The sequence below is a fragment of the Desulfatibacillum aliphaticivorans DSM 15576 genome (assembly GCF_000429905.1).
Taxonomy (GTDB): Bacteria; Desulfobacterota; Desulfobacteria; order Desulfobacterales; family Desulfatibacillaceae; genus Desulfatibacillum; species Desulfatibacillum aliphaticivorans.
On the sequence record NZ_AUCT01000032.1, the window covers coordinates 36397 to 51043 of the forward strand.

Annotated in this window: 16 protein-coding genes; 7 read left to right on the forward strand and 9 right to left on the reverse strand. The window is 54.7% G+C overall.

The genetic code is table 11. The annotated features are described in order from the left end of the window. Positions 1 to 80: 80 nt before the first annotated feature. From G491_RS0123050 to G491_RS32145, 3 genes are read left to right on the forward strand one after another with little or no spacing between them, the layout of a single operon-like run. Positions 81 to 1658, forward strand: a complete 1578-nt coding sequence (locus G491_RS0123050) for a GMC oxidoreductase (RefSeq protein WP_028316223.1) — start codon at positions 81 to 83, stop codon at positions 1656 to 1658. Next, a complete protein-coding gene (locus tag G491_RS0123055; protein WP_028316224.1) occupies positions 1655 to 2452 on the forward strand; it encodes a tetratricopeptide repeat protein in 798 nt (265 codons plus the stop codon). Before G491_RS0123050 ends, G491_RS0123055 begins: the two co-directional genes overlap by 4 nt. 18 nt (positions 2453 to 2470) lie before the next feature. Continuing rightward, positions 2471 to 3151 carry a DUF6901 family protein gene (locus tag G491_RS32145; RefSeq protein ID WP_051327475.1) on the forward strand — a complete coding sequence of 227 codons (681 nt, stop codon included), beginning with the start codon at positions 2471 to 2473 and terminating at the stop codon, positions 3149 to 3151. Positions 3152 to 3617: 466 nt separating this feature from the next. Here the strand turns inward: G491_RS32145 and G491_RS0123065 are convergent, their stop codons facing one another. The 9 genes from G491_RS0123065 to G491_RS0123105 form a co-directional block, all read right to left on the reverse strand. Next, positions 3618 to 5009, reverse strand: coding sequence for a cobyrinic acid a,c-diamide synthase CobB (locus tag G491_RS0123065; RefSeq protein WP_028316225.1), 1392 nt, complete (start codon positions 5007 to 5009; stop codon positions 3618 to 3620). Between the two features lie 76 nt (positions 5010 to 5085). Beyond that, complete coding sequence (locus tag G491_RS0123070) at positions 5086 to 5325, reverse strand: dissimilatory sulfite reductase D family protein (RefSeq protein ID WP_015949025.1); 240 nt, start codon at positions 5323 to 5325, stop codon at positions 5086 to 5088. Between the two features lie 72 nt (positions 5326 to 5397). Continuing rightward, positions 5398 to 6543, reverse strand: coding sequence for a dissimilatory-type sulfite reductase subunit beta (gene dsrB, locus G491_RS0123075; protein ID WP_015949026.1), 1146 nt, complete (start codon positions 6541 to 6543; stop codon positions 5398 to 5400). Positions 6544 to 6555: 12 nt separating this feature from the next. After that, positions 6556 to 7869, reverse strand: a complete 1314-nt coding sequence (gene dsrA, locus G491_RS0123080) for a dissimilatory-type sulfite reductase subunit alpha (protein WP_015949027.1) — start codon at positions 7867 to 7869, stop codon at positions 6556 to 6558. A gap of 189 nt (positions 7870 to 8058) precedes the next feature. Next, positions 8059 to 9273 carry a hypothetical protein gene (locus G491_RS0123085; protein WP_028316226.1) on the reverse strand — a complete coding sequence of 405 codons (1215 nt, stop codon included), beginning with the start codon at positions 9271 to 9273 and terminating at the stop codon, positions 8059 to 8061. Between the two features lies 1 nt (position 9274). After that, positions 9275 to 9904 (reverse strand): tetratricopeptide repeat protein, encoded by a 630-nt coding sequence (locus tag G491_RS0123090; protein ID WP_015949029.1) that lies wholly within the window; start codon positions 9902 to 9904, stop codon positions 9275 to 9277. Next, positions 9891 to 10742, reverse strand: a complete 852-nt coding sequence (locus G491_RS34510) for a 50S ribosomal protein L11 methyltransferase (protein WP_169829506.1) — start codon at positions 10740 to 10742, stop codon at positions 9891 to 9893. The genes G491_RS0123090 and G491_RS34510 overlap by 14 nt, the downstream gene beginning before the upstream one ends. Then, positions 10720 to 11076, reverse strand: coding sequence for a hypothetical protein (locus tag G491_RS0123100; protein WP_015949031.1), 357 nt, complete (start codon positions 11074 to 11076; stop codon positions 10720 to 10722). The genes G491_RS34510 and G491_RS0123100 overlap by 23 nt, the downstream gene beginning before the upstream one ends. Positions 11077 to 11080: 4 nt before the next feature. Continuing rightward, on the reverse strand, positions 11081 to 11749 hold the full coding sequence (locus G491_RS0123105; RefSeq protein WP_028316228.1) for a YkgJ family cysteine cluster protein: 669 nt from the start codon (positions 11747 to 11749) through the stop codon (positions 11081 to 11083). Positions 11750 to 12268: 519 nt separating this feature from the next. Here G491_RS0123105 and G491_RS32155 point away from each other — a divergent pair. From G491_RS32155 to atpE, 4 genes are all read left to right on the forward strand, one after another. Continuing rightward, positions 12269 to 12511 carry an AtpZ/AtpI family protein gene (locus tag G491_RS32155; protein ID WP_084511657.1) on the forward strand — a complete coding sequence of 81 codons (243 nt, stop codon included), beginning with the start codon at positions 12269 to 12271 and terminating at the stop codon, positions 12509 to 12511. After that, positions 12498 to 12872 (forward strand): ATP synthase subunit I, encoded by a 375-nt coding sequence (locus tag G491_RS0123115; RefSeq protein WP_028316229.1) that lies wholly within the window; start codon positions 12498 to 12500, stop codon positions 12870 to 12872. Before G491_RS32155 ends, G491_RS0123115 begins: the two co-directional genes overlap by 14 nt. Before the next feature lie 151 nt (positions 12873 to 13023). Then, on the forward strand, positions 13024 to 13662 hold the full coding sequence (atpB, locus tag G491_RS0123120; protein ID WP_084511658.1) for a F0F1 ATP synthase subunit A: 639 nt from the start codon (positions 13024 to 13026) through the stop codon (positions 13660 to 13662). Positions 13663 to 13664: 2 nt separating this feature from the next. Continuing rightward, positions 13665 to 14642 (forward strand): ATP synthase F0 subunit C, encoded by a 978-nt coding sequence (gene atpE / locus G491_RS0123125; RefSeq protein ID WP_015949036.1) that lies wholly within the window; start codon positions 13665 to 13667, stop codon positions 14640 to 14642. The last annotated feature ends 5 nt before the right edge of the window (positions 14643 to 14647 follow it).

Here is a 14647-nt window from a genome sequence, read left to right on the forward strand (position 1 = left end):
TGTAATGTGGAAATTCAATTATAAAATATCTTATAAACCGTTTTTTTGGGAGGGAGAGTAACTTTTGACAAGGGGGGGTAATGGATTACGATTTTGTTGTTGTAGGAAGCGGCTTTGGAGGCGGCGTATCAGCCTTACGCCTTACTGAAAAAGGGTACAAGGTCGCCGTTATTGAACAAGGCAGGAGAATAGGCCCAAAGGACGTGCAGGCGGCGGATGAGAAGCCGTTGAGGAATTTCTTTTGGATGCCGGCGGCTAAAATGAACGGCTTTTTCACCCAAACCATATTTCGCCACGTGCAGATTGTGGGCGGCGTGGGCTTGGGCGGGGGAAGCCTGGTCTATGCGGCCGTGCTGTTAAAGCCTAAAACCGGTTTTTTCAAAGACCCGGTCTGGAGCAATTTCGGCGTGGATTGGGAACAGGAACTGGAACCTCATTACGAAGAAGTAAAGCGCATGCTTGGGCTCACCAATAATCCCAATTTCGACCTGCAGGACGAATACCTGAAAAAGACCGCCCACACCATGGGCGCGCAGGATACTTACGGCCCCACGCCCAACGGCATATACTTCGGCAAGCCCGGCGTTACGGTCAAGGATCCGTTTTTCGGCGGCGAGGGGCCTGATCGAACCGGCTGCGAACTTTGCGGAGACTGCCTTTCCGGCTGCGGCAAGGGCGCCAAAAACAGCCTGGACAAAAACTATTTGTTTTTAGCGGAAAAGAACGGCGCCGAAATTCTCACCAGCCGTAAGGTTTCCCACATCGAACCCATGGAGGGCGGATACCGCCTGCACCTGGTTGATCCCATGAAGCCTTCCAAGGCCTATCCGGCCGTCACGGCCAAAAAGGTGGTGCTGGCCGGGGGCGTGTTGGGCACCCTGGAGCTTTTGTTCCGAAGCCGGGACGTCAAGAAGACCCTGCCCAAGGTTTCGCCCCTGCTGGGCAGGGTGGTGCGCACCAACAGCGAGGCCATTGTGGCCAGCCTATCCAGGAACCCTGACGAAGACATCACCAAGGGCTCGGCCATCTCCAGTCATTTTTACCCGGACGATCATACGCATATCACGCAGAACCGCTTTCCCGACGGATACGACTTTATGCGCTATTATCTGGGCCCCATGGTGGACGAGCCCAACCCGGCGAAAAGAGCTTTCAAGACCCTGTGGGCCATGGTCAAAAACCCTATTCGGTCTATGGCTTCCATTTTCGCTAAAAACTGGCGCAAGCGCATCTCGGTGCTCACGGTCATGCAGCATATGGACAACCAGATTTCCCTGGTTTACCGCCGCGGCTTGTTTTCCTGGTTCAATAAGTCGTTGCACTCGAAAATACCCGAAGGCCAACAACGGGCGCCCGCGTTCCTGCCGATCGCCAACAAGGCGGCCAGGGCTTACGCCCAGGCCTCGGGCGGCGATCCTCTGAACGTCACCATGGAAAGCCTGCTTAACCTGTCGTCCACGGCCCATATCCTGGGGGGATGCCACATGGGAACCTCGCCCGAAAACGGGGTCATCAGCACGGATCATGAAGTGTTGGGCTATCCCGGATTATACGTGGCGGACGGCGCGGCGGTTTCCGCCAACGTCGGCGTGAACCCGTCTTTGACCATAGCGGCCCTGGCGGAAAGGGCCATGTCCAGAATCGAGGCGAAACAATGAAGACTGTTCTTGGAAAAACCGGCCTCGCCGCCTTGATCTGCCTGATTGCCATGGCCTTGCCTTGCCTCGCCCCGGCCGGGTTCGAGCCCTCGCTTGCACTTGATATCCAAGCGAATATGACAAAAGGCGCCGAACTGTTAACAATTTTTCACGAGGATGAAAACAATCTGTACAAGGCCGGAGCCATCTATGAAAAAGTGCTTGAAAAGAAACCGGATTTCGTAGAGGCTGTATGGAAATTGGCGGAGGTTCAATACCTTTCCGGCATGATGGTCAAAGGCCAGCCTGCGGAAATGGAACATTATACGAAAAGCCTGGAAACAGCCGGCAAAGCCCTGGACCTGGACCAGTCCTGCGTGCAAGCCAGGTTCTACTCGGGCTGCGCGCAAGTGAGCCTTGCGGAAAAGGCCTCGTCCTTCAAGGCCCTGGGGCTTTTGAAGCGCGGCAAGGCAGACCTGTTCTTTGTCATGGATCAAGGTCCCAATAACCGCTGGGCTCCTCTGGCGGCGGCGGTGCTTTCCCAGGTCAACGAACAGGCGCCATGGCCCCTAAAGGATCTGGACGAAGCTCACAGATTCGCCGTAAAGGCTTTGGAATGGGACCCCAACCTGACCATGTCGCAACTTCAACTGGCGCGCGTGTACTTCGCAAAGGAAGATTACGAGGGCGCGGCCAGGGAGGCTCAAGCCTGTTTGGAGATAAAGCAGCCAACGTATATCGCCGACGCCGTGGTCTGGGACTGGCCTGACGCCAGAAAAATTTTAGCCTCTATAAAGGAGAGGAAAGGGGGATAGCCCCTTTCAAAAACGGCTATGATTAAATATGCATTTGAATACACCGACGGCGCCATGATGTATTATGAACTGGACGAAAACGCCTATTATCCCGAGGAAGGGACGGTCCTGGAAGGCGAGTGGCTGAACCTGGAGGAATTCAAATGCCGCATTTGCACCGTAGATCCTGAAACCCATCCCCAATGTCCCGCGGCCATGGCCCTGTGGCCGGTGCTGCGGGACTTTGGGCATCGCATATCCCACGAGCCCGTGAACGTCCAGGTGGATTGGACCGACGTCCATTTGGAGGCCGTCACCTCCACCCAGCAGGCGGTGCGGTCCATGGTCGGCCTCATGCTGGCCCTGTCCCGGTGCCCGGTCATGGAAAAACTCCGGCCCATGGCCCACTTTCACCTGCCCTTTGCGGACGCCGCCCATACCCAATTTCGCGTGCTGGGCATGTATTTGATCGCCCAATACCTTAGAGAAAACAGCGGCATGGAGCCCGACTGGACCCTGGAAGGCCTGCTCCAAAATTACCGGGAGCTGCAGCACGCCAACCGCAGGCTGGCCGAACGCATACGCGCCGCCTCGGAAACAGACGCCGCAGTCAACGGACTCATCATCCTGGACGCCCTGGCCCAAAGCGTGGAAATGGGCATCAACCAGAACCTGAAAAAACTCCGCCCCCTGTTTGAAATGTACATGGATCCAGAGTAGTTCATTTTAACGGAGCTGTTAAATCCTGCGCCCAATACACAAAAATGATTTGTAGCTTCAGTGCTTGCCCTGCGTAAAACGCGCTTGGCGCGTTTTTTGGCCCCCACTGGTGGGCTACGCTATCTCAACAGTCGAAATAGAGGCCAATTTTGAATTGTAGTTGCAGGCCCCCGTGCCTGCCCAAAGGCCTTTATTCGCCTGAAATGCCGCCGGTAAAAAGATATTGAGTTTTTGAGAGACGTCCCCAAGAATTATTGAGTTTTTGAGAGACGTCCCCAAGAATTATGATAGGTTCTACAGTAGGACAGTTATTAACAATCTGATTTTATACAAATTATTAATATGAGATTGGATTAGCTCTGAAAATCCTGTTAAATACATTTTACCTTCATATTGACGTATAGGGACATCCTTGCCTATTCGATAAGTTTTGAATTGATTCCATATGATTTAGAAACGTTGAGGGCTACTTATGGCTGTATACCGCAGCCAGGCGGACCAAACCTTCGGCCCATTGGGGGGCGCCTAATGCGTGGATGTGGGTGTAGGTGGCCAGGACGTTCTTGTAGATCATGCCGTCCCTGCCGTTATAAAGGCCTTTGCCGCGAACCATGGAAAATGCCAGGTCCGACTCCTTGCCGTTGAACTCCAAGACGGAGGAATAATGGAATTCGTGGCCCTTTAGCTGCGTGCCCGATTCGTAATAGGGATTGGCTCCGTCCACCTTCACCACGGTGTATCCATGGCCCTGTGGCTTTTTGCTAAGGCCGAAGACGATGGGCAATATCCCGGCCATGGGGTAGCGCTCCCCCTCCAAAACCAGTTCCTTTCCCAAAAACATAAGCCCGCCGCACTCTGCGTAGATGGGCAGTCCTGCCTCGGCAAGGGCTTTGATTTTATCCCTGCCTGCGGCGTTGGCGGCCAGCTCCTTGGCGTGAGTTTCGGGAAATCCTCCGCCTATGTACAAACCGTCCAATTCGGGAATCGGCTCGCCTGAAACCAGGCTGAAGGAAACCACCTCCGCGCCGGCCTCCTCCAAAGCCTCCAGGTTTTCGGGATAATAAAACTGAAAGGCCGAATCCTGAACCACGCCGATCCGGGGCCTGTACCCGTCCAACCTGGGCTTGGGCCTGGCCATGGGCAATTGGTCCGTGCGAGGCACGGGAATCAAAGGGCTTCGTGCGATTTGCCGGACCAAGTCCAGGTCAAGATATTTGGCGGCGATGTTTCCGGCTGCGTCCACGGCCTCGTAGGCCCAGTCGTGTTCCGCCGTGGGGATGAGCCCCATATGCCTTTCGGGAAAATCTTCGGATGTCAGTTTGGGGATAGCCCCAATCACGGATATCCCGGTGAACTTTTCGATGTTTTTTCTGAGCTTGGATTCGTGCCTGGAGCCGGCCACGTTGTTCAGGACCACCGCGCGCAAATCCACGTCCGGGTCGAAATGGGAGCATCCCATGACCAGGGCGGCGATGGTGCGGGTGCTTTTGGTGCAGTCCACAATCAGGATTAACGGAGAAACCAGCAGCTTGGCCAGTTCAGCCGTACTGGTGGAGCCGTCCGGATCTATACTGTCGTACAAGCCCCGGTTTCCTTCAATGATGGAAATGCCGTCTTCCTTGGAGTGGCTGACAAAGGATGCAACTGTGGTGTGGGGATCTACCAGAAAGGCGTCCAGGTTGTGGCACGGCTTGCGTGCAGCAAGGGCGAGCCACCCGGCGTCTATGTAATCCGGTCCCTTTTTAAATGGGATGACATTCTCGCCCGCTTTGGACAAGGCGGCTGCGAGGCCGACGGAAAGTATGGTTTTCCCAGATCCTCCGCGCAGGCCGGATATTGTGATTCTAGGGAGTACCATATTCCCCGGTTCAGTTTAGCGCTTGGGACATGAAAACGGCCTAAGCCTAAGCCGTTTTCATGAATATCCCAGTTGATTAATCTTCGTCTTCAGCGTGAGCTTGTTTGCCGACGCCTTTGAGCCCGATCAGGGTGGTGCTTCCGGAAGACCAGTACTCCAGGGTTCCTTCGGAAACCATGGTGTTGACCAGCTTCTTCACCGTACGAGGTTTTTCTTCCGGGAACATGGCGTAGAAATCTTTCAGATAAAACTTGGATTTTCCTTTTTTACCCTTCAATTTCTCGACAATAGTGTCTCTGGCTGCAACTTCGTCCATTTTATTACCTCTTTAGTTTTCTCCTGAAAGGGCGGCCCAAAGGCCGCCCTCCAGGAAAAGTTGTTCAATATTTTAGAACTTGAACTGAGAGGTCTGGCGCCACGTGTAGTAGGCCGGATCCCTGAAGTCGTCGATCAGGTGATGGGTGAACTCGAGGCCGGTCACGTCGAAGAAACGTTCCCAACCAATGCGCTCGGCCCATTCGCCGAAACGTTCGTACTTGTTGGCGCCAGCAGCATAGGCTTCCACCATGTTCTTGATGCAGTCGGTCGTGGACTCCCAACGCGGTACTTCGTTGGGCAGGAAGGCGACGACGACTTTGGAGAACTTGGGATAGCTGATGCGGTTGGACACCTTGCCGCCGGCCATGATGACGATGCCGTCACCTTCGGTGTCGGCCAGGGGCATGGAGGGACACATGGTGTAGCAGTTGCCGCAGAACATGCAGCGTTCCTGCTTAACGGCGACGGAATTCAGTTTCTTGTCGCCGATTTCCACCTTGGTCGGGCGGATGGCTGCCGTGGGGCATGCGGCCACTGCCAAGGGGATTTCACACATTTTGTCCAGGTACTCATGGTCCAGCATGGGCGGCTTGCGATGGTAGCCCAGGATGGCGATGTCAGAGCAATGCACAGCGCCGCACATGTTCAGGCAGCAAGCCAGGGACACGCGCAGGTGAGCAGGCAGACGCATGGATTTGAAATCGTCAAACAGAACGTCCATGGCCGCCTTCACGGGACCGGAAGCGTCGGTCGCGGGAGTGTGGCAGTGGATCCAGCCCTGGGTATGGACGATGTTGGTAATGCCGGCGCCGGTGCCGCCAACGGGGAACTTGTAAGATCCGCCAGCGAACTTGCGGCTTTCCAGATCGTCGATCAAGGGTTTGACCTTGGCTTCGGCGTCAACCATGAATTCCACGTTGTTACGGGTGGTCCAACGGACGTAGCCGTCGCAGTGTTTGTCGGCGATTTCACAGATTTCACGGATGTGGGTAACGCTCATGAGACGGGCGCCGCCGACACGCACGGTGTAAACTTCGTCGCCGCTTTCGGCCACGTGCTTCAGCACGCCAGCCTGCAGGACTTCATGGTATGCCCATTTGCCCTTGTTGGCCTTGATGACCGGCGGGTAGAATTGTTCAAAGTGTTTAGGACCAATATCAGTGATCCGGTTCTCCATGGGTTTTTCAGGATTATACCCTGAGGATACAAATGCCATTATGGTCACCCCCTATCTCTGATGGTATTTTCTGAATTCATTAACGTCACGCTGCCAGCCGCCGGGAACTTCGTCTTCCTTCCAGAAGATGTAGGGGTTGGAGCGAGGTTCTTTGACGTGTTGCGGAACAGGATCGATACCGACGGCGTCCAGCATTGCCTGGAAGCCCTGGCGTTTGATCAGTTCGCCCAAACGCTCACGGTTCTTGCCTTCTTCCATCCACCAATCCCAGATAGCTTCGATGACTTCGGTGATTTCTTCGTAAGGTTCTTCCACCTTGACGAAGGGAACCAGCAGGGAGCCCATCTGAGCGCCGTCCAGAATAGGAGCCTTGGCGCCAACCAGGATGGACACGCCAGTGTCCAGACCTTTTTTCAGAGCGCGAGGCATGACGTTGATGCAATGCATGCAGCGGGTGCACTCTTTGTCGTTGATTTCCAGCTTGCCGCCTTCGTACTTCATGCAGCCGGTGGGGCACAGGTCGATGACTTCCTTCTGGATGTCAAATGCTCCCCAGTTGCCGTCTTTGTGAGCGCCGGCGTTGGGCGGATATTCGCCGCCAACGTAAGCGGCGACCGCATCCTGATCAATGCGGATGTCGTCGCGCCAGGTTCCGATGAAGGACATGTCGGAACGGGCAATGGAGGCCACGCAGCAGTTGGGGCAGCCGTCAAACTTGAACTTGAACTTGTACGGGAAAGCCGGGCGGTGCAGTTCGTCCTGATACTCATTGGTCAGGAAGTGGCACAGAGCCTGGGTGTCGTAGCAAGCATATTCGCAACGGGCTTCGCCGATGCAGTCGGACGGGGTGCGCAGGTTGGAGCCGGAGCCGCCAAGGTCCTGCCCATGCTTGTGAGTCAGTTCAAAGAAAATTTCCTCGAGCTGCTCGGTGACGGTTCCCAAAAAGACGATGTCGCCCGTGGAACCGTGCATGTTGGTGATGCCGGAGCCGCGGAATTCCCACAGATCGCAAAGATTGCGGAGCCATTCGGTGTTGTAGAACTTACCGGCGGGCTGGTTCACGCGGATGGTGTGAAAGTGAGCAACGCCCGGGAACATTTCGGGCTGGTCGCAGTAACGGCCGATAACGCCGCCGCCGTAACCGAAAACGCCGACGATTCCGCCGTGTTTCCAGTGAGTCCGGCCATGCTTGTAAGAAAGCTCCAGTACGCCGAGAATGTCTTCGCAAACGTCCTGTTTTACCTGAAACTCTACGTTGTTTGCATTCTTGGCCCGGTTTTCAGCCTCCTGCTTGATGTCGGACACAAAGCTAGGCCAGGGCCCGCTTTCCAGTTGGTCCAACAATGGAGTCTCGTGTTTTGCCATGTTTACCTCCAGTTAACAGTTAATTGTGTTTATGGGTCATGCTAAATACTATAAGGGCTTTGGCCTGCCCTTAGACGCCAAAAACGTCACCTCCTCTCCAAAGTCTTTGTATTTATTCTATATATTTAATTTTTTCCAATTCTTATCCTTTTTTAGGTTCAAGTGAAAAATCGTACAAATGGGCAACATTTATAAAAGCACGGCCCCTTTGTCAACAAAAAACGGGCCTCCCGTGCTTTTGGAAAAGGCCTCCACAAGGGCTTGGGCGTGCTCCTCGATATGCGCCAAGAGCAAGGGGCGATCAGGGGCCTGGGAAGAGCTTGCTTCCACAAGCTCCAAACAAAGATTCCTCCATGTTTCCTGGGGCAGTTCCCTGCATATGTCCAAAAGTATGGAATGAAAATCGCCTTTTTCGCCTGATTCCTTTTCCCTGGCTGCCAGGCCCTGAAAAATTCCCCTCACGCAGGGAAAAACCTCTGAGTCCTCCGCCAGAACCAAGTCGCCCACGCCGTCCAAACGATCCAGGCGCATACGCATGGTCAGGTTCGCCAAAAAATACAAAGCTGCTTCCACACGGGATTCCAGGTCAGCGCCTTCTTGGGCTTCGATCATGCCCTCATACTGGCGGACGGTGATCAGGCGTACATCAGTAACGCCGTCTTCCACCTTGACCACAAAATCCCCGGCTGCGTGATGCCAGGGAAAAATCTGCCGGAAATTTTCCGGGTCGTAATAATAGGACAATATGGCCGCTGCTTTCTCATATAATGAAGCAGCTTGGCTTTGATCCAGAAAAAAGTGGCCGCCTTGGTTATCCCAAACAATTACCCCATGCTTGCCGCTGGCAGGGTTGACTGACAAATGAAATTCGCAGTACCCGGCGTACCATTGGCAAAATAACGCCATGGCCTCCGTACTCCCTCCGCCCTCCAGAGGACAGGGGGTGCGGCCGAGCCCGTAAGGCGTGGGGATGAAGGATTGCTTTCTCCCCTTTTGCAGCGCAGATAAGAGGGCGTATTCCCTTTCAGCGGCGGCGCGCCCCGGGTCCGACAAAGCCACATTGGCCGCCAGGACCGCCGTGCCTCTTTCCGTGACAGCCTCCACCCGCGCGGGATGGTAAAAAGCCCCGTGCTTCTCGGCGACGACTCGCCACTCGCGGACATGAGAGACTTCCAGGTCCTCGCCCAACTGGCTCTTTACGCCCGCCATGGGGATTGCAAAGCTGTTTTCCGCCAGCATTTGACCAAGAGCCTGAAAGTAACCGCCAAAGGTCGCATGCCCTTCTGATGCGGAGCTTTGTCCGTCCCGCTTGGAGGGCAGTGAGGTTACCGCCATTTCCGGCGTCAGAGGAAGGACCTCCCCGGGCATGGCTGCGAAAAATAAAATAGGGGCTGCCAAGCTCATATTATCTGTGGGCTTTCAACTCTTCGAGAAGCCCGGGATGCACCTCAAAGCCCAGTTCCAAAGCCTTGTCGCAATGCTCAATGGCCCGGTCGTATTCTTCCCTTTCCAGGTACGCCAAAGCCAGGTTGTTGTGCGCCGGGGCGAAGTTGGGGTTCAGCTCCAACGCCTTTTCCGCGGCGGCGATGCTCTCTTCCACCAGACCCTGCGTATAGTATACGCTGGCTAATGTGGTGTAAGCCTGGATGAAATTCTGGTTGTAGTTGATCGCCTTGCGCAGGTTCCGCACCGCCTCGTCGAAATCGCCTTTTTGAGCCAGGCAAAAGCCGATGTTGGCGAACCCCTCGGCAAACCCCGCCCGCGACTTGATGGACTGCTTGTTCCAATCCAGGCATCCGTCCAGATCCCCGCGGTCCAGGGCGATGCCGCCCAAGGCCACATAGGCTTCAGCCAGGCTGGGGCTGCAGCTGATGGCTTCCTTCAACTCGATTTCCGCTTCATTGAAAAGCCTTTTGCCAAGCAGGCCCATGGCCAGGTTATAGTGGGACTGGCCGCATTCGGGATTCATGTCCACGGCTTGGCGGTATTCCGCAATGTATTGATCGATGTTTTCAAACTCTTTATACTTCGCCATTAGTTAACTCCTTATGGTTTTCTTGCAAGAATATCATGCAGGCCCATTTTGGTTCAGTCATGAGATTTCGGGAGACAAAGCCGTGCTTTTTCGCCTCCAGCTCCATGTCCCCGGCCTCCGCTACCTGAATTCCCGAAACAATCAACCAGCCCGGTTCAATCAGCGCCTGAGTGAAAACAGGCATGGCTTCCACCAAGGTGGGAAACCGCAGGTTGGCCAGGATCAGGGAATATCGGCCTGGTATTTCCGGTATGGGAATATCCTCTACGCGGACCCTGTTTTCCAGTCCGTTCAATAAAGCGTTCTCCCGGGTTTCAAACAATGCACACGGGTCAATGTCCGTGCAAAGGGCGTTTTCCATGCCCAGCTTTAACGCGGAAAGGGCCAGCACTCCGGTTCCGGTCCCTGCATCCAGCACGCTGCCTTGAGGGCGCAACGGATTGTCCGGCGACAAGACCTGTTCTATGGCTTTGACCGCCATACGGGTTGTGGGGTGCCTGCCGGACCCGAATGAAGCGCCCTGTTTCATGACTAACGGAACATCTTCATCGCTTCCCCTATAAATCTGCCCCGGAGGAACAGCTATAATTTTGAAGCCCAGGCGCGACGCCCCGCTGAAGTTCTCCTCTAAAAACGAGGTTCCCAACTCGTAGGTGTACATGAGCCTGCCCTGCTCCATCAAAGCCCGGACAGTTTTACGGATCTCGCGCCTGGTCCAGGATGCGCCGGCGACCGTAGCGTCCTTCTCCAACTCAGGCTGGGGAATGCGCATGGACCGAGCCACTCGCTCCATTATCCATTCGCTCATGCCCTGGCTAGTCGTCTGTATGACCTTCACGCGTTAGAAGCTCCTGGTACCACACGGCGAACTCAAACATGCCTTTGATGCGTTCCTCTTCGTTCACGATGCCAAGGGCCATTTCCAGGGCGCCTCCGGAATACGCATTATTGTGAACGCCGTCAGGCCGCGTCTGCAAAAACTCCCTGACCAACTGCTGGGTCGTGCGCTTGGATTTATCCTTACGGATGTCTATGGGATCCTTGGGCTCCTGGAAGGGATCCCACTTCTCATAGGTCATTTTTTTGAGGACGCCTTTTTTACGCCTTTCGGACATGGCGTTCCAGATAGCGAGTTTGCGTTCCTCTTCCTGTTCGGGAGTCAGGTTGCTCATGGGCTTATTCCTTCTCCTCTTTTTCCTCTTTAATGCCCAGGTACTCCTTATTGTACTCGGTCAACAAGGCCATGGACAACGGCACCAGCATGTCCGCCATGCCCACATACTTGGTGGGAATGCCCGCCACAATCTTTTGGCTTAGCTGGTACAGCATGGCGTTCAAGGAGTCCAGGTTCACCGTGGGATAGGCACGGCCTTCCTCAAATCCGGACTCGCCGCACGTGTGCCCCTTGCCGCCGATGGCCGTGGGAATGCCGTACAGCCGGCATGTTATGGGCCGTTTGTCGTACAAGACGCATTTTTCCTCATCGTCCAAAAGAGGGCATCGCACCCGCTCCCACGCAACGCGGGACAAAATCTCGTCCGTCTGCTTACCCTTTTTGGTGGCCTGGTAGGCTTCCTTTTTGATCATATGGATTTTACGGTCGGCCCGGTCCGCCCTTTCCAGCAGCCTGTCCTTTTCCTTGCCTTCAAAGCGTTGGTTGAAATGATGATTGATGTACAACGCTTCCACCAGACTCAAATCAAACAAAGCGTAACAGCAATCCGAGCAACCAGGCTTGCACTTGACGCAGTCGGAGTGAGCCTCTTCCACGGTCTTGAAGGCTTTGTCCACGCCTTCCACTACTTTTTCATATTCTTCAAATATTTTTGAATGATCCAGTTCCATCGTTGCGACTCCATAAATAAGTTGACGGGCCAATCTGATTGGAAGCCCGGTTTCGGTTAAACCGAATTTTTAATTATGCCCGCAATGTAACACATCGTCAAGGACTTCCAGACAGAGGCGGGCGATTGCCTTGCCCCAAGCCCCCAAACCCCAAGCCGGATCGGAGCTGCAGCGCAGCATGATGGGGGGTAAAACCTTTCCTCCCCCCTGCCCGGGGCGGCCCCGTGCGAAGAAACCGGACAATGCGGTTTGGAGCCCAAAATTTATTTTTACTAAAAAATTTACAATAATATTATTTAAACTTAATTTCGCCCTTACCTATATTTATACCTATATAAACGTTTGACACAAGCCTTCGGGTCTGCTACTCACTGTCCCGTCGCGACTCCCGCGCGCCCTTGAGTGATACGTGTTTAGAGCGATCAAGGGAAAAAAAACGCAATTTATCCGACGTGGCGTATTGGTGACCCGGTGGCGAAACTCTTTAATTTCAAAGACAATAAACCATGGGCCCAGGATATGACCATTGTCATGCAGTTGGGCCTGACCATGGCCGGCTGCATAGCCTTCTGCTTCTGGGCCGGTTATGAACTGGACAAATGGTTGGGGACCAGGGGGGTCTTCATCACAATCGGAACTTTGTTGGGAGTGGCTGGCGGAGCGAATGTCTGCTATCGCGCGATAATGGATTTAACCCGGGATTCCGGGAAAGGGGACAAGGGCGAAAAATCGCCCGAAGACAAACAGGATGGAACAGGTTAACGAGCTGCGGAGGCGTTATTGCCCCAGGGCGCTGGCTCTGGCGGTCATGGCAGGCGCCATCCTGATTGTGCTGGACATGAAGCCCATCGGTAAGGGGATCATCTTAGGGACTTTATTCAGCATCCTCAATTTTCTCATTATGAGCCAGGCCTTGCCAATGGCTGTTGTGCAAGGCAGAAAAGGCAGCATGCTTCGCAGCTTGGGGTCCGTTCTGGTCCGGTTTGTGTTAATGGCCGGGGCCCTGTTTGTAGGCGCGAAATATGATGCCTATAATTTTTTCGCCGTGGCGGGGGGGCTGTTCGCCGTTCAATTGGTTATTTTGGCGGATCATTTGCTCAAGGCGCTGCGGAGGCAAATCTGAATTTTTCAGTGTTGAATTTGGGTGCGAGCCGTGATAGGGATGCGCGCCCTTGGGGAAAATTTGACGTAAATAAATAAAGACGGGTTTCGAGATTATGGATGAACTTGGGAGAATACATCAGTTGCTTGTGCCGCTGACGGATGGTTATACAATGACCTTCAATTTGGAAGTCATTCTCATGACCTGGATCGTCATCGGCATTTTGCTTTTATTCGGGTTCCTGGCCGTGAAAAAGCGCGGCGTGATTCCCAACCCCATGCAGGTGGTGGGCGAGCTTTTCGTCAAAAACCTGTATGATCTTGCGGACGACGCCTTGGAAGAGGAATTGGGTAAAAAGTACGGCCCCATGATTTGTGCGCTGTTCCTTTTTCTGTGGATGAGCAACATGCTGGGCGTTTTGCCGCCCTTGGGCTTCATTCCGGAGTTTTCCGAGCCCACCAAAGATTTGAACACGCCGTTGGGGTTGGGCCTTCTGGGCTTTTTCATCGCTCACGCCGCGGGCATCAAGGAAAAGGGCATCAAGGACTACCTCAAGGTGTACATCGAACCCTTCGCTTTCATGCTGCCTCTCAATCTGATTGGCGAACTGGCCAAGGTGGTTTCCATCTCCTTCCGTCTGTTCGGTAACATCATGGGCGGCTCCATCATCATCCTGGTGGTTTCCCACCTTACGTACTCCATACTGCTTCCCCCGGCCTTGTTCGGCTTCTTTGGGATCTTTGTGGGCACCATCCAGGCTTTTGTGTTCACCATGCTGACCACGGTCTATATTTCTGTTCAGGTGAAATAGTTATGAATGATATTGTGATGTGGGCCGAAGTGGCCGCGTTTATTGGAGGCGGGTTAGCGATGGGCTTTGGAGCTATTGGCGCTGCAGTCGGCGAAGGGTACGCTGCAGCCAACGCCAACGCCGCTATCTCACGGAATCCGGAAGTAAGCGGAGACGTTTTCAAGACCATGCTGGTGGGCCAGGCGGTTGCCGAGTCTGCGGCTATTTTCGCCCTGGTTGTGGCCATGCTGCTGGTCTTTGCCAAGGTGGATGACACCGCAACCTGGATGACGGTGACCGTGTTTTTGTCCTCGGGCCTTTGCATGGGCCTGGGCGCCATCGGCTCCGGCATCGGTTCCGGTTTTCCTGCAGGCGCCGCCTGTGAGGGCACCGCTCGTCAGCCTGCAATGGGCGGTAGACTGGTGACCAACATGCTCATCGGCTCCGCCGTGTGTCAGACCCCGGCGATCTTCGCCCTGGTGGTCTCCTTTATTCTCATGTTCACCAATTTTTCCGACAGGCCGGTCAACCCCACGTGGGCAGCCATCTTGGGCGCAGGCCTTGCTTCGGGATTGGGCGCCATTGGCTCCGGCCTCGGCGGCGGGCTTGTGGCTCAGGCAAGCTGCGAGGGCGTTGCCCGTAAGCCGGAAGCCGCAGGCACCCTGACCAACGTCATGCTGCTGGGCCAGGCGGTTACTCAAACCACGGCCATTTACGGCATGCTGGTCTCTTTTATCCTCATGTTTAAAGCCTTCGATCCCGCAGGCACGACTTTGGCTCCGGCCATGGCTCTGCTCTCCGCAGGAATCTGCATGGGCATCGGCGCTATCGGGCCGGGCGTAGGCGAAGGTTTTGCAGCACAGAGCGCAGTGGGTTGGATTGCAAGGAACGAAAACGCCACGGCGGAACTGACCCGCACCATGCTGGTGGGGCAGGCCGTTGCAGAGTCCACGGGCATCTACGCCCTGGTGGTGGCGTTGGTACTGATATTTGTTGTGTAAAATAT

Bases quoted from the DNA above. Each gene is read 5' to 3' on its own strand.
- G491_RS0123050 (WP_028316223.1), top strand. From the start codon at position 81: ATGGATTACGATTTTGTTGTTGTAGGAAGCGGCTTTGGAGGCGGCGTA.
- G491_RS0123055 (WP_028316224.1), top strand. From the start codon at position 1,655: ATGAAGACTGTTCTTGGAAAAACCGGCCTCGCCGCCTTGATCTGCCTG.
- G491_RS32145 (WP_051327475.1), top strand. From the start codon at position 2,471: ATGATTAAATATGCATTTGAATACACCGACGGCGCCATGATGTATTAT.
- G491_RS0123065 (WP_028316225.1), bottom strand. From the start codon at position 5,009: ATGGTACTCCCTAGAATCACAATATCCGGCCTGCGCGGAGGATCTGGG.
- G491_RS0123070 (WP_015949025.1), bottom strand. From the start codon at position 5,325: ATGGACGAAGTTGCAGCCAGAGACACTATTGTCGAGAAATTGAAGGGT.
- dsrB (WP_015949026.1), bottom strand. From the start codon at position 6,543: ATGGCATTTGTATCCTCAGGGTATAATCCTGAAAAACCCATGGAGAAC.
- dsrA (WP_015949027.1), bottom strand. From the start codon at position 7,869: ATGGCAAAACACGAGACTCCATTGTTGGACCAACTGGAAAGCGGGCCC.
- G491_RS0123085 (WP_028316226.1), bottom strand. From the start codon at position 9,273: ATGAGCTTGGCAGCCCCTATTTTATTTTTCGCAGCCATGCCCGGGGAG.
- G491_RS0123090 (WP_015949029.1), bottom strand. From the start codon at position 9,904: ATGGCGAAGTATAAAGAGTTTGAAAACATCGATCAATACATTGCGGAA.
- G491_RS0123100 (WP_015949031.1), bottom strand. From the start codon at position 11,076: ATGAGCAACCTGACTCCCGAACAGGAAGAGGAACGCAAACTCGCTATC.
- G491_RS0123105 (WP_028316228.1), bottom strand. From the start codon at position 11,749: ATGGAACTGGATCATTCAAAAATATTTGAAGAATATGAAAAAGTAGTG.
- G491_RS32155 (WP_084511657.1), top strand. From the start codon at position 12,269: ATGACCATTGTCATGCAGTTGGGCCTGACCATGGCCGGCTGCATAGCC.
- G491_RS0123115 (WP_028316229.1), top strand. From the start codon at position 12,498: ATGGAACAGGTTAACGAGCTGCGGAGGCGTTATTGCCCCAGGGCGCTG.
- atpB (WP_084511658.1), top strand. From the start codon at position 13,024: ATGACCTTCAATTTGGAAGTCATTCTCATGACCTGGATCGTCATCGGC.
- atpE (WP_015949036.1), top strand. From the start codon at position 13,665: ATGAATGATATTGTGATGTGGGCCGAAGTGGCCGCGTTTATTGGAGGC.